The organism is Cellulomonas sp. Leaf334, from assembly GCF_001424195.1.
In the GTDB taxonomy this organism is placed as follows: Bacteria; Actinomycetota; Actinomycetes; order Actinomycetales; family Cellulomonadaceae; genus Cellulomonas.
This window is the reverse complement of the sequence record NZ_LMOO01000005.1, coordinates 585,929-605,973: the sequence shown is the minus strand read 5'-3', so window position 1 is coordinate 605,973 and position 20,045 is coordinate 585,929. Positions and strand designations below refer to the sequence as shown.

The 20,045-nt window shown below is 72.6% G+C and carries 20 protein-coding genes and 1 tRNA gene; 14 read left to right on the top strand and 7 right to left on the bottom strand.

Annotated features, from left to right (window positions below; genetic code table 11):
- Positions 1-1,516: 1,516 nt before the first annotated feature.
- A tRNA-Arg gene (locus ASF78_RS13185) sits at positions 1,517-1,589 on the bottom strand.
- Positions 1,590-1,668: 79 nt separating this feature from the next.
- Positions 1,669-2,034, bottom strand: a complete 366-nt coding sequence (locus ASF78_RS13180; protein ID WP_056590893.1) for a VOC family protein — start codon at positions 2,032-2,034, stop codon at positions 1,669-1,671.
- A gap of 97 nt (positions 2,035-2,131) precedes the next feature.
- On the opposite strand from ASF78_RS13180, the gene ASF78_RS13175 reads away from it, so the two are divergent.
- Both ASF78_RS13175 and ASF78_RS13170 read left to right on the top strand, forming a co-directional pair.
- Positions 2,132-3,466 carry an FAD-binding oxidoreductase gene (locus tag ASF78_RS13175; protein WP_056589968.1) on the top strand — a complete coding sequence of 445 codons (1,335 nt, stop codon included), beginning with the start codon at positions 2,132-2,134 and terminating at the stop codon, positions 3,464-3,466.
- A gap of 48 nt (positions 3,467-3,514) precedes the next feature.
- Positions 3,515-3,853, top strand: a complete 339-nt coding sequence (locus ASF78_RS13170; RefSeq protein ID WP_156374159.1) for a hypothetical protein — start codon at positions 3,515-3,517, stop codon at positions 3,851-3,853.
- 14 nt (positions 3,854-3,867) lie between these two features.
- Here ASF78_RS13170 and ASF78_RS13165 read toward each other — a convergent pair whose 3' ends face one another.
- Positions 3,868-4,056 (bottom strand): hypothetical protein, encoded by a 189-nt coding sequence (locus ASF78_RS13165; RefSeq protein WP_056590888.1) that lies wholly within the window; start codon positions 4,054-4,056, stop codon positions 3,868-3,870.
- Positions 4,057-4,066: 10 nt separating this feature from the next.
- A complete protein-coding gene (locus tag ASF78_RS13160; protein WP_056589965.1) occupies positions 4,067-6,679 on the bottom strand; it encodes a LuxR family transcriptional regulator in 2,613 nt (870 codons plus the stop codon).
- A gap of 243 nt (positions 6,680-6,922) precedes the next feature.
- On the opposite strand from ASF78_RS13160, the gene ASF78_RS13155 reads away from it, so the two are divergent.
- From ASF78_RS13155 to ASF78_RS13140, 5 genes are read left to right on the top strand one after another with little or no spacing between them, the layout of a single operon-like run.
- Positions 6,923-8,491, top strand: coding sequence for a phage tail sheath subtilisin-like domain-containing protein (locus tag ASF78_RS13155; RefSeq protein ID WP_056589962.1), 1,569 nt, complete (start codon positions 6,923-6,925; stop codon positions 8,489-8,491).
- Between the two features lie 32 nt (positions 8,492-8,523).
- Positions 8,524-9,003 (top strand): phage tail protein, encoded by a 480-nt coding sequence (locus tag ASF78_RS13150; protein ID WP_056589959.1) that lies wholly within the window; start codon positions 8,524-8,526, stop codon positions 9,001-9,003.
- Positions 9,000-9,464, top strand: a complete 465-nt coding sequence (locus ASF78_RS13145; protein WP_056589957.1) for a hypothetical protein — start codon at positions 9,000-9,002, stop codon at positions 9,462-9,464. Before ASF78_RS13150 ends, ASF78_RS13145 begins: the two co-directional genes overlap by 4 nt.
- A 5-nt stretch (positions 9,465-9,469) precedes the next feature.
- Positions 9,470-9,643, top strand: coding sequence for a DUF6760 family protein (locus ASF78_RS22795; protein ID WP_200940603.1), 174 nt, complete (start codon positions 9,470-9,472; stop codon positions 9,641-9,643).
- A complete protein-coding gene (locus tag ASF78_RS13140) occupies positions 9,636-10,100 on the top strand; it encodes a phage tail protein (protein WP_056589954.1) in 465 nt (154 codons plus the stop codon). Before ASF78_RS22795 ends, ASF78_RS13140 begins: the two co-directional genes overlap by 8 nt.
- Here ASF78_RS13140 and ASF78_RS13135 read toward each other — a convergent pair.
- The 3 genes from ASF78_RS13135 to ASF78_RS22420 form a co-directional block, all read right to left on the bottom strand.
- Positions 10,048-10,524 (bottom strand): hypothetical protein, encoded by a 477-nt coding sequence (locus ASF78_RS13135; protein WP_235518562.1) that lies wholly within the window; start codon positions 10,522-10,524, stop codon positions 10,048-10,050. The genes ASF78_RS13140 and ASF78_RS13135 overlap by 53 nt on opposite strands.
- Before the next feature lie 27 nt (positions 10,525-10,551).
- Positions 10,552-12,360 carry a hypothetical protein gene (locus ASF78_RS13130; protein ID WP_156374158.1) on the bottom strand — a complete coding sequence of 603 codons (1,809 nt, stop codon included), beginning with the start codon at positions 12,358-12,360 and terminating at the stop codon, positions 10,552-10,554.
- 405 nt (positions 12,361-12,765) lie between these two features.
- Entirely contained in the window at positions 12,766-13,884 is a 1,119-nt protein-coding gene (locus ASF78_RS22420; RefSeq protein ID WP_056589946.1) for a hypothetical protein, read from the bottom strand.
- A gap of 79 nt (positions 13,885-13,963) precedes the next feature.
- Here ASF78_RS22420 and ASF78_RS22415 point away from each other — a divergent pair, with 79 nt between their 5' ends.
- Genes ASF78_RS22415 through ASF78_RS13090 form a run of 7 tightly spaced genes read left to right on the top strand, consistent with a single transcriptional unit; the run spans position 13,964 to position 20,035 of the window.
- Positions 13,964-14,176 (top strand): hypothetical protein, encoded by a 213-nt coding sequence (locus ASF78_RS22415; protein WP_156374157.1) that lies wholly within the window; start codon positions 13,964-13,966, stop codon positions 14,174-14,176.
- On the top strand, positions 14,176-14,859 hold the full coding sequence (locus tag ASF78_RS13115; protein WP_056589940.1) for a LysM peptidoglycan-binding domain-containing protein: 684 nt from the start codon (positions 14,176-14,178) through the stop codon (positions 14,857-14,859). The genes ASF78_RS22415 and ASF78_RS13115 overlap by 1 nt, the downstream gene beginning before the upstream one ends.
- A complete protein-coding gene (locus tag ASF78_RS13110; protein ID WP_056589937.1) occupies positions 14,856-16,619 on the top strand; it encodes a phage baseplate assembly protein V in 1,764 nt (587 codons plus the stop codon). Before ASF78_RS13115 ends, ASF78_RS13110 begins: the two co-directional genes overlap by 4 nt.
- Complete coding sequence (locus ASF78_RS13105) at positions 16,616-17,038, top strand: GPW/gp25 family protein (protein WP_056589934.1); 423 nt, start codon at positions 16,616-16,618, stop codon at positions 17,036-17,038. Before ASF78_RS13110 ends, ASF78_RS13105 begins: the two co-directional genes overlap by 4 nt.
- Positions 17,038-18,984, top strand: coding sequence for a putative baseplate assembly protein (locus tag ASF78_RS13100; RefSeq protein ID WP_056589931.1), 1,947 nt, complete (start codon positions 17,038-17,040; stop codon positions 18,982-18,984). Before ASF78_RS13105 ends, ASF78_RS13100 begins: the two co-directional genes overlap by 1 nt.
- Positions 18,981-19,529, top strand: coding sequence for a phage tail protein (locus tag ASF78_RS13095; protein ID WP_056589929.1), 549 nt, complete (start codon positions 18,981-18,983; stop codon positions 19,527-19,529). The genes ASF78_RS13100 and ASF78_RS13095 overlap by 4 nt, the downstream gene beginning before the upstream one ends.
- Positions 19,526-20,035, top strand: a complete 510-nt coding sequence (locus ASF78_RS13090) for a hypothetical protein (RefSeq protein WP_056589926.1) — start codon at positions 19,526-19,528, stop codon at positions 20,033-20,035. Before ASF78_RS13095 ends, ASF78_RS13090 begins: the two co-directional genes overlap by 4 nt.
- Positions 20,036-20,045: the final 10 nt, after the last annotated feature.

The window sequence follows — 20,045 nt, the reverse complement described above, 5'->3', positions numbered from 1 at the left end:
TTGAGACGTGAACCGCAGGCGGTTGTGTTCGAGCGCCGCCCGTCCTCCGAGATCACGCCGCTTCTGCCGACCGAGCGCCGTCCAGCGGTGGAGCGTCTATGAGACGACCGGGAGGTTGTCCTCCACGCACGAGGATCTTCGGCGCGAAGGCCGGGGTTGGAGCCGGCGAGCGGCTTGCCGCCCACGCTGCTGTCTTGCAGCGCGCAGCACACGGTGCAAGAAGAGTCGGCGATGTGATCATTCGCTCGCCGTCGGCCTCGTCCGGCTCCGCACCCCTAGCGCGTGAGCCCAGCCAACTGCTGCCAGCCGCGCGCTCGCCTCCCCGTGGCGCGGTGCGACGTCAGGTGCCAGGCGCGACACGACGCACAGGGGTAGACGGCTACTGGGCCGGCCGAGCCGGGGGCGTGTGGCCGGCGGGCGATGTTGCGGAGCGCCTTCGCTGCCATGCGTGGGTTCGGGTACGAGACCTTGGAGCAGTCCGACATGAGGGAGTGCCTTCATGAAGGATGCGCCCTGGCTAACGTCCAGTCCGCACCAGGGTCTGCCTCATACGCGCGACGCCCGGGAGTGGCTTATGCCTTGACCGAGCCAGGCTACAGCTTTGCTCGGCTGATTGGCCGCGCGATGGACACGTCAACCAGGCAAGGCGAAACCGCAGACTCACCACGAAATCCTTTGACCAGCTCACTGACGGTGGCGAAGGTCGAACTCATGCACTCAGCCATCGGCTTCCCCGGCGACGCGGACGATGTTGCCCAGGCAGGACTCCGGTTCGGACCGCCGGACAATGGAGCCCCCTCCGCTCTGGGCGTGAGCGGCGTCATCCAGCGGTCCGCAGATGTGGCGATCCTCCTGGTAGGAATTTCACGTCGGCTGGGACATGTACATGTACGTGTGCGCCGATCGACCCTGTCGCTCCGCAGTTCAGACAGTCACAGATCTTGGACTGTTTGCAGAAGCTCTTGTTCAGTCGCCTTACGAACGCGATGAGGGTGACCTCGACACAGACGCCCGATGCGCAGATGCCGCCTTCTGGGACGAAGTCGATGCCCTTGCTCGTTCGCACGGGGCCGTAGCGATCGTCGAGGAAGCCGCGTGGCTTCGGCACTACACGATGACCGCTGGCGGGACACGTCCGAGCCCGCGGCCGGGTTCGCGGATCGCGGTGTGGCCCCAGTGGGAACAAGTGAGCCCCCGTCGAGTGGCTCTCACTCTTTGTGCGATCCGGAACTTGATCAGGACTCGTCCGGAGTCCAAGGACGTCGAGCTGGCCGAGGGACTGGTGTGGAGGTGGACTCCTACGCCGCCAGACCTGTACGAGGAGGAACCTGCGCTTCGAGCCATCACCCCCGGTCCCGGGGGCTCTGTCTCGGCCCGGTGGCCAGCGTGGGTCGTCGAGCCGTGGAGCGAATCTCTCGAGGACTGCTGACCACATGCTGACCACGAGGCCCTTGCAAGCCCCGCAGCGGACTCACCGGCTGCGGTCACCAAGCCCCTGACCTGCAACAACACACTGTGCGCCTGGGCAGATTCGAACTGCCGACACCCGCTTTAGGAGAGCGGTGCTCTATCCCCTGAGCTACAGGCGCGCGGGCCGCACAAGCGACCCGTGCACGCCCGAGGGATCCCCGGACGCCGGGTCAGCCTACAAGGCACGACCCGGTCAGTTCACGCCTCGCTGAGGACGCAGAACTCGTTCCCCTCGATGTCCGCCAGTACGACGAAGCAACGTGACGGTCCTTGTCCCACGTCCACGCGGGTCGCTCCGAGCGCCTCGAGCCGCGCGACGTCGGCGTCCTGGTCGGCGGAGTAGAAGTCGAGGTGCACGCGGTTCTTTACGGTCCGCGCCTCGGGGACGGGTTGGAACACGATGCTGGGTGGGCCGTAGACGGTCTCGCCCTGCTGCGCCTCGATGATGACCTCGCCGCGCTCTCCGGAGCCGCGGCCGGACCAGCCGAGGGCCTGCTGCCAGAAGTCCGCCACGGCGGACGGGTCGGTGCTGTCGATCACGATGCCGCTGAAGGTGAGTGTCATGCCCTTCATGGTGGACCGGCGGTCTGACACTCGGCAGGGCAGGGCCGCTCAGGAGAGACTCTTGGCAGAGCTGCCCGACAGCCGCCAGAGTCGTGCCATGCCGATGGCCGGAGCACTACCTGCCAGCTTCGAGGGCGAGGTTCTCGTCCCTGGCGAGACCGGGTACGACGACGCGCGCGCCGTCTGGAACGGTGCCGTCGATCGTCGCCCGAAGTACGTCGTCCGGTGTGCCGGTACGGATGACGTGCGTGCCGCGGTCCGGGTCGCGCGGGAGCTCGGGCTGCCGCTGGGCGTGCGGGGTGGTGGGCACAGTGCGGCGGGATGGGCGGTGCCGGACGGCGGGCTGATGATCGACCTGTCGCGGATGCGGGGTGTGAAAATCGACCCCCCAGAGCGCACCGCACAGGTGCAGGGCGGGGCGCTGCTGGGGTCGCTCGACGCGGCCACGCAGCCGTTCGGGCTGGCGACGACGGCGGGGATCGTGTCGCACACGGGGATCGGTGGGTTGGCGCTCGGCGGGGGCGTCGGCTGGTTGGGTCGGATGGTCGGCCTGACCTGTGACAACGCGCTGGGGTACGAGGTCGTGACGGCCGACGGCGAGCTCGTGCGTGCGTCGGCCGACGAGAACCCCGACCTGTTCTGGGGGCTGCGCGGTGGCGGCGGGAACTTCGGGGTCGTGACGCGTTTCGACCTGGCTCTGCACGACGTCGGGACGCAGGCGCTCGTCGCCGAGGTGGATCTCGACCCGGCGCAGGGGCTGGACGCTCTGCGGACGTGGCTGGCGAAGGCGGACGATGCTCCGAGGCGTGCGACCTTGATCGCGGAGGTGCGCGCTGGGGGTCCGCTCACGTTGGGGTTCGTCTGGGTGGGTCCGCCGGACGAGGCCGCACCGATGGTCGCAGAGCTCGACGGGCTCGGTCCGGCGGTGGCCAGACGCGTCGCACCGATCAGCTACCTCGACCTGCAACGACAGTCGGACGTCGGCGCTGCGTACGGGTACCGCCGCTACGCGAAGAGCCACTACGTCCGGGAGCTCCCCGATGCAGCGCTCGAGGCGTTCCTGGCCCACACGGAGGCGGACGTCGGGGCGGCGAGCCTCGTCCAGTACGGGGGTGCCATCGCGGACGTCGACCCCGGGGCGACGGCGTTCGCGCACCGTGGCACGCGGTTCGAGTACGACGTCGGCGCCAAGTGGGCGGACCCGGCCGACGACGAGCGTCACGCGGCGACGTGCCGGCAGCTCGCGGCGACGATCGCGCCGTGGAGCGTCGGTGTCTACGTGAACGCGCTCGGTGTCGAGGGCGACGCGGGGGTGCACCGGGCGTACGGCGACGCCACCTACGCGCGTCTCCAGGGGCTGAAGTCGGCCTGGGACCCCGACAACACCTTCCGGCTCAACCAGAACATCCCGCCGGCGCCGCGTCAGATGTAGCCATGTGGGCGATAGCCATCCCGGGTCCGACGCGGTCATGCTGCGGAGATGTCCCGCCCGTCGCGTCTCGCCCTGGTGACGATCGTGGTCGGACTGACCGTGGCGGGGTGTCTGCCGCAGCCGGTGGAGGGTGCCCCGCCGTCCACACCGGCCGCCGTCGTCAGTGAGGCACCGGTCGGCATCGTCGGTGAGGCACCGGCACCCGTCGTGCCCGCGGCGGAGTGTCTCGTCAAGGGCAACGTCTCCATCGACTCGGGTGAGCTGATCTACCACGTGCCGGGCCAGGAGTTCTACAACGAGACGGTCATCCGCGAGGAGTACGGGGAGCGCTGGTTCTGCTCCGAGGAGGAGGCGGTCGCGGCGGGGTGGCGCAAGAGCTTGCGGTAGGGACGCGGATCGGCCTACCCGTAGAAGCTCTTCAACGCCTCGAAGACGAGGATCGCGGGCCACACGATCGCCTTGGGGATCGCCAGGACGAAGTCCCAGAAGTTGTCCCCCGCGGAGAAGTAGTAGATCGCGGCGCCGACGAAGCCGACGCCGTACACCGCGCCGCCTCCGGCCGCGCCGCCGGCTGAGCTCTTCGACGTCATGCCCATCCCCTCAGCGAAGGACCGCCGACAGTCCCTCGCGTGAGTGGACGCCGGTCTTGGCGAACACCCTAGCCAGGTGCGAGTCGACGGTGCGGACGGACAGGGTCAGTCGCGACGCGATGGCGCGGCTGGTCAGCCCCCCGGCGGCGAGGGAGGCGATCTCCTGCTCGCGGCGGGTCAGCGACACGATGGTCTCGACGGGCGGCAGCCACAGGCCGCAGCGGTTGAGGTCGCGCTCGGCGATGCGGACGAGGTCGTCGTCACCGGCGGCCTGGGCCTCGACGTGCCGGACGATCGCGGCGGCACGGGGGCCGTCGACCAGCGGGGTCAGCTCGCGGACGCGGCGCAGGACCTCGGGGTTGACGCCGCGGGGCCGGGTGCCGGGGCGGCGGCGGTCGGCGGAGCGGTGCAGGGCCTCCAGCTCGACGCGCAGGAGCCCGCGCTCGCGGGCCCACAGGGCGAGGGCGCGGGCCTCGTCGACGGCGCGCGGGTCGCGGAGCCAGGCGAGGGTGTCGGCGCGCAGGAGCTGCACCTCGCCGTCGACGCCGGCCATGGCGCGCGCGGTGACGTCGGCGTGCTGGGCGAGGAGGGTGCGGGCGGTGGTGGCGTCTCCGGTGGCGGCTGCGGCGAGCGCCTCGGCGGCGAGGTTGTAGACGGCGACGCCGCCCAGGTCGGTGTGGCCGCGGCGGGCGCTGGCGGCGTGCAGGTCGGTGTGGGCCTGCAGCCAGGAGCCGCGGGCGACGCCGATCAGGCCTCGGGTCACGTGGACGGCGACCCAGTCGACGGCGGCGTCACGCTCCTGGTCGAGGGAGTCGACGACGCGCTCGGCGGTGCTGACGTCGCCGGACCAGAGCGTGGTGAGGAACGCGGCGACGGCGACCTCGCCGCGGCCCCACCGGTACTGGTCGTGGTGCGCGGCGGCCAGCTGGGCGGAGCGGGCGGCCAGGTGCGCGGCGTCCGCGAACCGTCCGGACTGGGCGAGGCCGACGATCGTGGGAGCGGCGAGCGGGACGGCCGCGCTGCCGGCGGACGAGTCGAGCAGCACGGTCAGGGCGTCGTCGAGCCGAGGGCGTCCGCCGTAGCCGAGCCGGGTCAGGCGGGCGCTCTCGAGCTCCTGCAGGCCCCGGGCGGAGTGCTCACCGCCGCGCTCGAAGATCCACCGGGCCGCGATGTCGAACGGGACGAGCGACTGGTCGAGGTCGCCGTCGCGGTGGTACGCGATCCGGGCGCGCAGCGCGGTCGCCGCGACCATGAGGCGCACGGTGGGCCCGTCGGGCCGGGCGGTCTCCCAGAGGACGTCGACGACGTCGGTCAGGTCCCGCGACGCCCGCCCCGCGTCGTCCAGGTGCCACCACGCGTCGGCCCGCTGCATCGCGAGGGTGGCGCGACGCAGGGTGCCGGGCTGCGTCTGACGCAGCGCGGCGGTCAGGATGCGGGTGGCGGTGTCGGGCTGCTGGAGCTCGAACGCGGCGTCGACGGCGGCGTCGAGCCGGCCCGGTTCGACGGCCAGGTCGCAGTCGAGCGCCAGCGCGACCGAGCGGACCAGCGCGGCGCCGCTGCGGTGGCCGCTGTTGGCCAGGCCGGCGACGCGTTCGAGCACCTCGCGACGACGCGCCCGCGGGACCCCGGAACGGACCGCCTCGGCGTAGAGCGCGTGCGCGAGGTCGACCGTGACGTCCCCCTCCCCCGCGACCGTCAGCCGCGGCGACATCGAGACGAGACCGACCCGGGACAGCTCCTCGACGACGGGCCGGGACACCAGGTCGAGCAGGACGCTCAGCGAGACGGGGCAGACGAGGGCGGCGATCTCCAGGGCCACGCGCGCGTCCCCGCTGAGCCGTGACATGTCGTGCGCGACGACGTCGAGGAGCCGTCGGCCCGGCGGCGCGCCCCCGACCCACACCCACGCGTCGCCCTGCTGCTGGAGGGCACCCACCACCTCACCGAGGTGGAACACGTTGCCGGACGTCTCGGACCAGACCCGCCGGACGGTGTCGAGGCTGACCTGCCCGCCGAGCTCGCCGACGAGCCACTGCCGCACCTCGGCGAGCGTGAACGGCGGCACGTCGATGCGTTCGACGACGTCGTCCTTCCACAGCTCCAGCCAGGGCGACTGCGACACGGCCGACGAGCGTGCCGTCGCGACGAGCTGCACCTCGTGCTGCTGGACCATCCACGCGAGGGCCTGGCTGCTGGCCCGGTCGAGCAGGTGCGCGTCCTCGACCCGCAGGATCACCGGACCGCCGCGGGAACGCGCGTGCAGCGAGTGGGCCAGCGCGTCGACGGCACGCGCGAAGCTGCCCAGCGAGCTGATCGCGACGTCGCCCAGCAGCGGCTCCAGCGCACCCAGCGGGATGCCCGCCGGGGAGGTGGCGCCGGAGACGCTGACGACCGTCGGCATCGGGGACGTCGGCGTGCCGATCCACAGGTGCGCCAGGGCGGCCGTCACGAGGTGCGTCTTGCCGACCCCGGCGTCGCCGACGACGAGCACGCTCCGGCCCGACTGCACCTCGGTCCGGACCTGCTCGGTGAGGGGGCGGACGACCAGGGTCCGACGAGCAACGGCGCTGACGCTCTCGGTGGGCACCGTCGACGTCGACGGGACGTCGGTGTCAGCCGCCACAGCAACTCCACTCACCGGTGAGCACCAGGACCCTCGCCCCCGCGTCTGTAGGGGCATTGCGCGAGTCACATCGAGCTTGTCAGGTTCGCACCTTATGCGCGTTTTGCGTCCAGGTTCAAACCTCGGTAGCGATTACCGATGCCGCGCGGTCACAGCCGTCCATACCGTGACGAACGACACACCCGCGTCGCAGCGTTCCCGCGCAGGCCCAGCCGGCGGGGCGCACCAAGCAGAGGATGGCCAGTGCCTACTTACACCGCGCCCGGCGTCTACGTCGAAGAGATCCCCTCGACCCAGAAGGTGCTGGCGTCCGCCCCCACCGCTGTGGCCGCGTTCGTGGGGTTCACGGAGCGAGCGCCGCTGGATGACCCGAACGACCCGCAGGGCCTCGCCCCGCGCCTCGTGACCAGCTGGAACCAGTTCGAGAGCCTCTACGGCGGCTTCGTCGAGGGTGCAGTGCTGCCCCTCTCCGTCTACGGCTACTTCCTGAACGGCGGAAGCCTCGCCTACATCGTCCGCGTGCCCAACGCCGAGCCGTCCGGTGAGCCGGCCCGCCTGGCGCTGCCCGCCGCCGACCGCTCGCTCGGCCTGCCCATCGCGGTGGAGTCCGTGGAGCCCGACGCGAACCTCACGGTGGTCGTCGAGACGTCCGACGTCGCCGACGACCACGACGGGCCCGCCCCGTTCAGCATCACGATCGTCGACGGCGGTGAGGCCGTGGAGAGCTACGACGACCTCACGCTCGGTGGGCCGCGCGACGCTGCGACGGTGATCAACAAGACGTCCACGCGCGTCAAGGTCGAGGTCAAGCTCGCCGACGACGTGGACCTCAAGAGCCAGCTCGAGCTGCTCAAGCCCGGCGCGTACAGCCTGGAGCAGGCAGCCGCGAAGCCGGTCCCGGTCAACGGCCGCAAGTTCGCCGGGTCCGAGTCGGCCCGCACCGGCATCGCCGGCCTCGCGATCGCCGACGACGTCACGATCGTGCTGGTCCCGGACCTGATCACGGCCGCGACGAAGGAGGACGGGTCGCTCGACCTGGGCCTCTGGAAGGCCGTGCAGACGAGCCTCATCGCGCACTGCGAGCTGCACGCCAACCGGGTCGCCATCCTCGACGCCCCTCCCGGGCTGTCGCCGCAGGCCGTCAAGGAGTGGCGCACGGACACCGCGCAGTTCGACTCGGCGTTCGCGACGCTCTACTACCCCTGGATCAAGGTGGAGAACCCCACCGGGTCCAACGGCAACTCCGAGGTCCTCATCCCGCCGTCGGGCCACGTGGCCGGCGTCTGGGCACGGACCGACGAGAGCCGCGGTGTGTGGAAGGCCCCGGCCAACGACACGATCCGTGGCGTCCTGGACGTGGAGCGTTCCATCACGCAGGCGGAGCAGGGCGTGCTCAACCCGCTCGGCATCAACGCGATCCGACCGTTCGGCCAGCGCGGCATCCGCATCTGGGGCGCCCGGACGCTCACCTCGGACACCGACTGGACGTACATCAACGTCCGCCGGCTGTTCAACATGATCGAGGCCACCATCCTCGAAGGCACCCAGTGGGCCGTGTTCGAGCCCAACGACGTGGCCCTGTGGGAGGGCGTCAAGCGCACGCTGAACGCATACCTGCGGGGGCTGTGGTCGGCGGGTGCCCTGTTCGGCGCGAGCGCGGACCAGGCGTTCTTCGTCCGCTGCGACGAGACGACCAACCCGCCCGAGTCCGTCGACGCGGGCAAGCTCGTCGTCGAGGTGGGTATCGCGCCCGTCAAGCCGGCCGAGTTCGTGATCTTCCGCATCAGCCAGAACAAGCAGATCGCGTCCTGAGCGCGCCACCTCACCCGGACAGGAGCACGTAGATGCCGAACGACCTCATCAGCGTCGACCCGATCATCGCCCAGAACTTCTTCCTGGAGATCGACGGGTCCGTCGTCACCATCCTCGCCTCCGTGTCGGGCCTGGACGTGGAGATGGAGGTGGCCTCCACCCAGCAGGTCGGCAAGGACGGCAAGTCCCAGACCGTCAAGACGCTGGCCGGCCGCAACAAGGCCCCAGACCTCTCGCTCGTCCGGATGGCACCGCCCGACTCCACGCAGGACAAGATGTGGGGCTGGTTCAACGACATCATGAGCAAGGGCATCCTGCAGTCGGACCGGACCAACAACCGCAAGAGCGGCTCGATCGTCATGTACGACTCGACCCACGTCGAGGTGGCGCGGTTCAACTTCACCAACGGCTGGCCCAGCAAGATCTCGACCGACCAGCTCAGCGTCGACTCGAACGACCCGGTGAAGGAGACCATCACCCTCACCATCGAGTCGCTCGCGCGGGTGAAGTGAGCCTCAAGACCCGCTACGAGTTCACGCTCCCCCGGGGGTACGTGGACCGCAACGGCGGACTCCACCGGGACGGTGTCATGCGCCTGGCGACGGCGCGCGACGAGCTGGAACCCCTGCGCGACCCGACGATCAGCGGCCCGGACGACCCGCGGCTGACGATCGTGGTGCTCGCGCGGGTGGTGGAGACGCTGGGGACGCTCGACCTGGTCACGCCGCACGAGATCGAAGGTCTCTTCGCGGCCGACCTGGCGTACCTGCAGGACTTCTACGGCGTGATCAACTTCGGGTCGCAGGAGGAGTTCGACGAGTTCGTCGCCGCGCAGCAGGGGGCTGGGCCGCTGCCTGGGTCGGAGCCGTCGCCGGCGCCGACCCAGGTGGAGGTTCCCGACGAGGTCCCGACCCCGGTGCTCAGCCGTCCCGGCCGGGCATCGATCGAGGAGATCCGGACCGAGGCCCGGTAGGACCCATGCTGCGCTACCCCACCGAGGCGCTCTGGCAGGAGATCGCGTTCCTCGCGTACCACCTGCACTGGCCCATGGACGAGCTGCTCGACCTCGAGCACCTCGACCGCGTCCGCATCGTGCGTGCCGTGTCCGCCATGAACGCCCGAGCGTGGGAAGCGGTGAGGGAGAGTGCCTGAGGAGCCGCTCGGTGGCGACGTCCCGGTCGCCGCGAACTTCGTGTTCGAGGTCGACGGTGTCGAGATCGGCGCGTTCAAGGAGATCACCGGCCTGCAGATGACCGTGACCACCCACGAGTACGTCGAGGGCGGCCAGAACCAGTACGTGCAGCAGTTCCCCGGGGTCATCCGCTGGCCGCACCTGGTGTTCAAGCGCGGCCTCGTCAACTCCGACGCCCTGTTCACCTGGGTCGGCAAGTCCTCCGGTGAGGGCTTCGCCGGCAACCAGAACAAGGTCACCCGCTCCACCGGTGCCGTGACCGTCCTCGGCAACAACGGGGAGCGCCTGCGCTCCTGGGAGTTCGAGGGCGTGTTCGCGGTCGCGTGGAGCGGGCCGACGCTCAGTGCCGACGTCGCCGACTCCCTCACCGAGACGCTCGAGGTCGCGCACAACGGCTTCCGGGCGACGACGCTGTGACCGCCGCCGTGCCGTCGTCGCCGGGCTCGACGCCGTCGTCGGTGCGGGGCTCGTCCGCGTCGTCGGTGCCGGGCTCGTCGTCGGTGCCGGGCCCGTCGTCGGTGCCGGGCTCGTCGGAGTCCGGCGCGTCGGCCGGTGACCCGCGGACCCGGCTGGGTCGGGCCATCGGCGTCCGGCTGCGTCGGCCCGGACCCACGCTCGGGCACGCGCGCCCGTCGCCGATCGGGTCGCTCGCGTCCTCGTCGTCGCGGTTCTCCGCCGGGTGGGGGCGTTCCGTGACCGTCCGCCGGTCGCTGGTCGGACCGGCCGCCTCGGTGTCGGTCGGGTCGGGACCGGCCGACGTCGCGCCGCCGCGCTGGTGGACCGACGTGTCGGTCGTGCGGTCGGCCGCCGTCGAGCCCACCCCCCGCGGCCTCCCGCGCATGCTCGCCCGCGTCCCCGACCAGGCCAGCTACCGCCCGGGCGGCAGCACCACGCGGCTGGCCCCGACGACCATCCCCGTGCGCGTCTCCGAGGACGTGCGGGCCGCCGGGACGATGACGATGAAGTCCGACGCCCGCGTCATGCGCACTCCCGCGACGCGCGCCGCAGGACCACCCGCACGACCGGGGAACGACGGGGGGCCCGGACGAGCAGCGTCCGCCGTGACAGGTGACCGGGCTCCCTCCGCTGCGACGCTCCCTCCCGCCACCAGCGCTCGCCCTGCCCCGTCCGGCCGACTGCTGCGCCGCCGCGCCCAGGCGACCGCCGCCGCGCGCGCCGCCGCCTCGCCCACCGCCGCCTCGCCCACCGGCGCCGAACTCGTCGGTCCGAGCCGAGATCGTTCGTTGCAGCAGACGAGTTCGGCGCGAACGGACGAGCTCGGCACCCGTGGGCGCCGACCAGGTGCTGGGTCGGCGGGCGGGGCGGACGTCCAGCGGTCGGTGTCCGGGACCTCGACGGGGGGCCCGTCAGCCGAGCTCGCGCCCGGCGGACCGACGCCGCACGACGCCGCTGCGAGCCTTGTGACGCCACCCGCCCTCACCTCCGGCGACGCGACGGCAATCGCCGCGAGACCCAGTGAGCCGACGCCGGCCGCCGTCGGCTCCGACGAGACGACGGCAACCACCGCGAGTCCCCGTGAGCCGACGCCGGAGGTCGTCCGTCGACGCGAGACGCCGCCGATCGCCCCGAGCACCAGTGGGCCGATGCCGGACGCCGTCCGGCCAGCCGAGATGACACCGGTTGCCATGAGCTCCCGCGGGCCGGGTGCGGCTCCCGGCGCTGCGGTCGCTCCGACCATGTCGATGTTCGCCGGGTCGCCCGTCGGGTCGTCGACCGACCAGGCGATGCCCGCGCACCGGCCGCTGGCCAGCGCGGTGCGGCGCACGCTCGCACGACGCCTGTTCCAGGGGCACGGCACGCTCGCCGACCCGACCGCGCGAGTCCGCCGCTCGGTCGCACCGACCTCCGCGGCGGTCGCCGCCGTCGCCGCAGACGCAGCAGCGTCCACCGCCGCACTCGTCGCGTCCACCGGTGCCGGGTCGGGGACGTCGGGTCGCGCAGCCGGTGCGGGCCATGATGCGGCCCGTCGCACCGCATCGGACGCGGCGTCGTCGAACAGCGCGCACTCCGCGCTCTCCTCGACGGACCCGCACGCGGCTCCGACGCCGACGACCAGCCCACGCCCGGCACTGTCGCCCTCGTCGGCGGCGTCCTCGTCGTCGACGGCGTCCTCGTCGTCGACGGCGTCCTCGTCGTCGACGGCGTCCTCGTCGTCGACGGCGTCCTCGTCGTCGGCGGCGTCCTCGTCGGCGGCGCCGTCGTCCTCCTCGTCGGCGGCGCCGTCGTCCTCGTCGTCGAACGGCGTCGTGCGGACCGCCGCGGCGAGTGCTGGCCCGGTGGGCACCTCGTCGCCCACCGGGACCTCCCCGTCCGCGGCTCCGACCCGAGCACCGGCGACGTCGGGCTCTGTCGCCACCACCCGACCCGCCACCTCGGGCACGGGCGGCGCGTCACCCGCGGCACCGGCACCGAGTGCGGCGACGTCGGCGTCGGCCGCGTCGGTCTCCGGCACCTCGGCGTCGGCCGCGTCCGCACCCCGCACCTCGGCGTCAGCCGCGTCCGCACCCCGCACCTCGGCGTCCGCCGCGTCGGCACCCGGCACGTCGGCGTCCGCCGCGTCGGCACCCAGCACCTCGGCGTCAGCCGCGTCGGCGTTCGGCACGTCGGCGTCCGGCATGTCGGGGACCGGCACGTCGGGGACGGGCACGCCAGCCACGGGGGCACCGTCGACGGTCGGTTCGACGGCTGCGGCGTCGGCGACCGGGACGGTCCCCACGTCGGCATCGATCGGCTCGACCGCAGCCCGGGGACGCGCGGACAGCGGGACGGCCGCACCCGCGACGGGAACCGCCGGTGTGGCGTCCTCCCTGCGCGCACCGGCGAGTTCCGCCTCGACCCGCGCCGGGGCCGTGCGTCGGTGGACGAGCGGTACGGACGACGGACTCGCGGGCGCTCCCGCTGCGGAGGGGCGGCTGCCCGGGACCGGTCATCGTCGCGCTGGGCACGATCGCACCCGACCGACGGGGTTCGGTCTCGGGATCGAGGGGGTCCACGTGCGGCGGTCGGTCGGATCCGTCGGTCCGGGGTCGTCGCCGGCGTCGGTCCGTGACCACCGGGGCAGCTATGCACCTCCGACGGGTGCCGCTGCCGCGTACGCGTCGGCGAACCGGTCGGAGGCCGGGGCCTGGCAGCCGGCTACCTCCTCGGGTGTCGGCGCGCGAGGAACGGCCGGCCCATCGAGCGGCGGGCCGCAGGGCACGGCCAGCTCGTCGGGCGGCGGGCCGCAGGGCACGGCCAGCTCGTCGGGCGGCGGCGCTCGCGGCGCGGCTGACCCGTCGGGTGTCGGCGCGCGGGGAACGGCCGGCTCACCGCGGGCGTGGAGCCCGCCCGCTGGGAGCAGCAGGGCTGCCGAGGCGCCGGTGCAGCGCCTGCTCGCAGCGCCGGGCCACGCGCTGCGGCTCATGTCTCCGACCGTCGTCGCCGCTGCGGGTGGGGCGTCGGCGGCAGGGGCGTCGATCCTCTCGGCGGCGTCGCCGGTCCGCCGCCGAGCGGGGTCGCCGTCCGCCAGGACAACCGGTGCGTCCGCCAGGACAACCGGTGCGTCCGCCAGGACAACCGGTGCGTCCGCCAGGACAACCGGTGCGTCCGCCGGGACAGCGAGCACGTCGTGGCGGACGGCGGGCGCGTCCCGCACGACGTCGGGCGCCTCCGGCAGGACGACGAGCGGTGACCCCGGGGCAGCGAGCACGGCCGTCGGGCGGTCGAGCGCCGGGGTGATGTCGGCGAGCGGTGCGGGCGTGCAGGTGCTGGGGGCACCGCCGTCCGGACGAGCACTGGGCAGGCCCGTCGCCCCGGCGACCGGTGCGCCGGGCGGCGCAGGGGGCCGCCCGTCCGACTCCGGTCCCGGTGGGGGCCACCCGGCGACGGGCGGCGCGGGTTCCGGCGTCGTGCGAGCGATCGGCGCGGGGGGCAGTTCCTCGGGTGTGCCGACGGTCGGCCTCCCGCCGGGTGCCACGGTCCGCCGGTCGGCGGCGGACCGTGACGGGCGTGCGGGGTGGGTTCCGGGGGCGGCGTCGTCGTCGACCGGGATCGTCCCGCCACCGGTGCCGTCGAGCGGGGCGAACCCGCCGCAGCTGCCGTCGTCGTGGAACGTCCTGCCGCCGCGCACGGTCGTGCGTCGTTCGACCGGGGACGTCCCGACGTCGGCGGTCGCGGACGCGCTGGCCAGCCGGACCGGCACGGCGGCACCCCTGACGTTCGGCGCTCCTGCCGGCTCGCCGCACGTGGTGCGGCGCTTCCACCACGAGGGGGATCCGGACATGAGCATCGACGACGCGTGGCGGGCCAGCTTCGCCGAGTTCGACAACTCCGGCGTCGACAAGAGCGTGGACGGGCTCTACACACCGACGGGGTCGGGGCTGGGTACCTTCGACGACCCGGAGTTCCGGGAGGCGGTCCTGCGGATCGTCGAGGAGCGGCTCGAGGAAGAGACGGACCGTCGGGCGTGGCGTCGTGGGTCGGAGGTGTTCTGATGACACCGACCCAGCCCGCGGCGTCCCCGCCGTCGAGCCAGAAGGCGTTCCTGGAGACGGAGGACGGCACGAAGGTCCCGTGCCTGTTCAACCCGGCGCAGCTGAAGATCACGCGCAGCAACACGTGGGCGGGCGCAGCGATGCCGGGGCGTGGCGTGACGCGGCTGCGCTACACGGGCGCGAACGCCGGCGTGCTGCGGGTGGACCTGTTCTTCGACACCACCGACACGGGCACGGACGTCAGCGCGCACACGGGCAAGATCGTCGACCTCATGGAGGTGGACCCGACCCTGCCGGGGACGGACGACACGAAGCACAGCGTCCGCCCGCCGTACGTGACGTTCCACTGGGGTGACCTGCACTCGTTCAAGGCGGTGGTCGCGCACCTCGACCTGACGTTCACGTACTTCTCCAGCACGGGCATGCCGCTGCGGGCGACGATGGGGCTGGTGCTGCGGCAGTACGAGGAGTCGAAGGCCTTCGGCAAGCAGAACCCGACGTCCGGGACGCCGCGACCGCACCGGGTACACCGGGTGCAGGCGGGCGAGACGCTCGACCGGATCTCGGCGCAGTACTACGGGGACTCGACGAAGTGGCGGCTGCTGGCGTCGGCGAACGCGATCGCGGACCCGTTGGCGCTGCGACCCGGGTCGATGCTGACGATCCCGAAGCTGGACTCATGACGAGCCCGATGGTCGACGCTGGCGCCGTCGTCAACGTCAAGATCACGGTCGAGGGCGTCGAGCTCCCCGACGAGTTCCCGCTCCTCCAGGTGCGGGTGCAGCTGGGGCTGCGCGCGGTCGGGCGCTGCACCTTGGTGTTCGTCGACGAGAGCTACGCGCTCGTGGGGTCGGGCAGGCTGAACATCGGGAAGGCCGTCTCGGTGGCCGCCGGGTACGACGACCTGCTCGGCACGGTGTTCGACGGCACGGTCACCTCGGTCGCCAGCGAGGTGGACGGCTACCGCGGTGCCACGTTGACGGTGACCGTCCAGGACCTCGGGTACGAGCTGCTGCGGGACACGAACATCGAGTCGTTCACGAACATCTCGTACAAGGACATCGTGTCGCGGCTGGTCCAGGAGGTCGGGCTGTCGCTCGGAACGATCGACCTGCCGACGGCGCCTGTGAAGTACGCGCTGCGCAACGACACGGCTCTGGGGCTGATCGACGAGATCGCGCAGCGGACCGGCCGGGACTGGTGCATCGCGGGGAAGACGTTCTCGATGTGGTCGGCGGCCACCGGCAGCGCGCCGGGCGCCCAGCCCGTCTCGGTCACGGTGGGGCAGGACGTCATCGCGTTCAGTGCGCGGCAGGTGGGCGACGGCGACACGAAGGTGACGGTCCGGGGCTGGGACCCGGTGGCGCAGTCCCCGGTGGTGGGCACGTCGACGACACCGACGTCGCGCGCAGGCTTCGACGTGAGCTCGGGTGGCGCACCGAAGTACACCCGGGTCGACGCGCGTGCCGCGACACGGTCCCAGAGCGACGCGACGACGGCCGCGGTGGCGATCGCCGCCCGGACGGGTCGCGTCATCGCCACCGGCAAGGTGCAGTACACGGCGCGGATGGTCCCCGGGGGGCGCGTCACCGTCGGCGGGGCGGGTCCGTCGAACGGCAACTACTACGTCCGGGAGATCACCAACACCTGGATGAGCGGCAACGCGGAGACCCGGTTCGTGGCGGGCGACCGCGACCCGGTGCAGCTCTCCGACCCGTGGTCGACCACGGCGCCGGTGTCCAGCTTCCGGCGCAGCGGGCTGGCCGTCGGGATCGTCGACAACGTCAAGGACCCCGACGGGATGGGCCGCGTGAGCGTCTCGCTGGCCACCGCGTCCGACGAGGCCACGACGACGTGGGCTCGGGTGCTCGGGCTCGGCGCCGGGGCGGGGCGCGGCCAGGTGGTGCTGCCGGAGGTCGGCGACGAGGTGCTCATCGGCTTCGAGGACGACGACGTGACGCGGCCCGTCGTGCTGGGCGGGCTGTACGGGAGCAAGTCGACGACGCCGACGGCGGCGGTGGACCAGAACGGCGCCGTCGTGACCCGCGCCCTGACCAGCCGGCTCGGGCACGTCCTGGAGATGAGCGACGGCACCGACCCGGCCACGCAGCACGTGGTGCTCGCGGCGGCCGGCCTCAAGCACAGCCTGCGGATCGGGAAGGACCGGGCGGACCTCAAGGTGCCCGACGGGATCCCCCTGAAGATCACCGCCGGCTCGTCCTTCATCGAGTTCGACGGCAAGGGCGGCATCACGATCGACGCGACGACGGTGACGATCAAGGCGAAGGCGAAGGTCGAGACGTCGGCCGCGGAGATCGACACCAAGGCGACCGGCGCGCTCAAGCTGCAGGGCACGCAGGCGTCCCTGAAGGGCACCGGCATGGCAGCCGTCGAGGCGGGCGGCATCCTCGAGGTCAAGGGAGCGATGGTGAAGATCAATTGAGCGAGCTCTCCACGACGCCGACGTCGGACTTCGTCGGTCGCGGCTTCACCTGGCCGCTGGGCGTCGACCACACCGGTGCCATCGCGCTGACGCGCCCGGGCGGGGACCTGGAGGACTCGATCCGGGTGGTCCTGCTGACGGCCCCCGGCGAGCGGCTGATGCGGCCGCAGTTCGGCTGCCGCATCTGGGACCTCATGTTCGAGCCGGTCAACGCCAACCTGCTGGGGCTGATCAGCGAGGCGGTCCGCGACGCGCTCGCGCAGTGGGAGCCGCGGATCGAGGTGCAGGACGTGACGCCGGAGCAGGACGCGGAGTCCTCGGGTGTCGTCCAGATCCGCATCGCCTACCGCGTCCGCGCCACCAACGACCGCCGCAACCTGGTCTACCCCTTCTACGTGATCCCCCGCGAGGACGTCTGATGCCGCTCGACCCGCCGAACCTCGACGACCGCACCTTCCAGGACATCGTCGACGAGACGAAGCGCCTCATCCCGCGCTTCACGCCGGAGTGGACCAACCACAACGTGTCCGACCCGGGCGTCGCGCTCATCGAGCTGTTCGCCTGGGTGAGCGAGATGGTGCTCTACCGCGTCAACCAGGTGCCGGACCGCATGTACGTGCACTTCCTCAACCTGGTGGGCATCGAGCCGTTCCCGCCGAGCGTCGCGCGCGCGAACCTCACGTTCTGGCTCTCCTCGCCGGCCGACCGGGTGGTCCGCATCCCCGAGGGCACCGAGGTCTCGACAGCCCTCGACGACGCCGACGCGACCGTGTTCTCCACGGCGGGCGAGGCGGTTGTCAGCCCACCGACGCTCACCACCGCGCACACGTCGGACGCCGCGCACCTCGCGTCGACGGACGTCTGGGACGACCTGACGCTGCCGGGCCAGTCGGCGGTCTGCTTCCCGTCGTCCCCGCTGGCCGAGGGCGACGCCCTGTACCTGGGCACGAAGGAGTCGCTCGCCGGGTTCGCGGTGCGGCTCGACCTGGCCGCCGACGCGCAGGGCATCGGCGTCGACCCCCGCAACCCTCCCCTGGCCTGGGAGGCGTGGAACGGGGAGGCGTGGGTGCGGACCATCGTGGAGTCCGACGGCACCGGCGGTCTGAACAAGGCGGGCTCCGTCGTCCTCCTCGTCCCGCTGAAGCACGAGCCGCTCGTGCTCGGCGGCACGCTCGCGCACTGGCTGCGCGTCCGCCTGCTGCGGCCGCAGCCCGGCCAGCCGACGTACCAGGCGTCGCCGCGCATCGCGTCGATCGCGCTGCAGGCGATCGGCATCACCGTGCCGGCGGAGCACGCGAGCGCGCAGCCCGCCGAGCTGCTCGGCCGTTCCACGGGTGTCACCGGTCAGTCGTTCCCCGTCTCGGTGACCCCGGTCGCGGCGCGTCGCGACGACGAGCACGTGGTGGTCGTGGACCGCCGCGGCACCCTCGCCTGGCAGGAGGTGCCGGACTTCTCCGCGTCCGGCCCCGACGACCTGCACGTCGTGTGGGACTCGAACACCGGAGTGGTGCAGTTCGGTCCCGCGATCCGGCACCCCGACGGCGCCGTCCGCCAGCACGGCGCGATCCCGCAGGACGGAGCCGAGATCCGTGTCACCGGCTACCGCTCGGGCGGTGGCGCGCACGGCAACCTGGGCACCCGGACGCTCACCGCGCTGCGCACCGCGCTGCCGTTCGTGGCGTCGGTGACCAACCTGGAGCCCGCGACGGGCGGGGTCGACGCCGAGACCCCGGCCGAGGCCAAGGCGCGCGGCCCGCTGACGCTGCGCACCGGGCAGCGGGCGGTCACCGCATCGGACTTCGAGGCCATCGCCCGGCAGGCGTCCGTCGAGGTCGCCCGCGCGCGGTGCCTGCCGGCCGCGGAGACCGGCTCGTCCGTCGTCCGCGTGCTCGTCGTGCCGCAGGTGCGCACCGACCCGCGCCTGCACAAGCTCGACGACTTCGCCCTGTCCACCGAGCTGCACGCGGTCGTCGGGAAGGCCCTCGACGTCCGGCGGATGGTCGGGGTGCCGATCGAGCTGGGCACCCCGTACTACCAGGGCGTCAGCGTCGCGGCGTTGGTCCGCTCGCTGCCCGGCCGCCCGGCCGCGATGGTCCGGCAGCGGATCGTCGACGCCCTCACCCGCTTCGTGCACCCGCTCACCGGCGGCTCGGACCGGACCGGCTGGCCCTTCGACACCACCCTGACCGCGACCGCCGTCACGCAGGTCATCGAGGCCGTCGAGGGTGTGCTGTCCGTCGACGAGCTCCAGCTGTTCGAGTACGACCTGCGCACCGGACGCCGCATCGGCGGCGGCCGCGAGTCGATCGTGCTCGAGCCGCACACCCTGTTCCTGTCCGCCGAGCACCGGGTGGTCGTGCGATGAGCCGCGACCAGGACTGGCTGCTGCGCCAGCTCCCGCTGGGGATGGTGTCCGAGGACTTCTTCGTGCGCTTCGTGTCGATCTTCCAGGAGCAGGCCGGCACGCTCGTCGCGCACGCCGACAACCTCGCCCACCTCGCGGACCTGAAGCTCACGCCGCCGGAGATGATCCGCTGGATGGCGCAGTGGCTCGGGCTGCCCGGGATCGACCCCGAGTACAGCGAGGCCGTCCAGCGACGGATCCTGGCGACCGCCGCGGCGACCCTGCAGCTGCGCGGCACCACGGCCGGGCTGACCCGGCTGCTCGAGCTCTACTCGGGTGGACCCGTGATCGTGTCCGAGGGCGGTGGCGTCTTCGAGCAGGGCGAGGCTCCCGTCGGGCCCGCCTGGGTGGTGATGGAGGTCCCGTCGACCGGGCTCCTGGAGGAGGCGGACTTCCTGTCGCTGGTGCTCGATGAGGTGCCCGCGCACGTGCACGCGGAGATCTGGGTCGCCCAGCGCCGTATCTGGCCGACGCCGGAGCGACTGGCCGAGAGGGAGGCGTCATGACCGACGTCATCGACGAGCAGCCGGGCTCGATGGATCCGGTCGACCCGCTGGAGCCGGCAGGCACGATCGTCATCCCCTGCCCGGAGTGCGGCACACCGTCGCCCGTCCACACCGACCAGCGCCGTGCCGAGGACTTCTGCCCGACGTGCGACTACCCCCTGTTCTGGGCCCGCCCGTCGGTCGCGCCGGCCGGGGTCGAGGGCCGTTCCGACGACGCCCTGCGCCGCGCACCCGGCGCCTCCGGGACCGCGACGCCCGCCACGCTGGCGTGCCCGGTGTGCAACGAGCTCAACGTCCCGACGGCCGCGCTGTGCGTCCGGTGCGGCGCGGACATGAACCCGCCCGCGCCCCCGCCGCCTCCCCCGCCGCCCGCACCGCAGCCCGTCATCATCGTGCAGCCCCCGCCGCCACCCGAGCCCTGCGGGCATCCGCGGACCTGGGTCGTCGTGCTGGTGACCGCGTGGATCGTGGTCCCGCTGACGCTGCTGGTGGTCTGGCTGTTCTGACGGGGAGTGG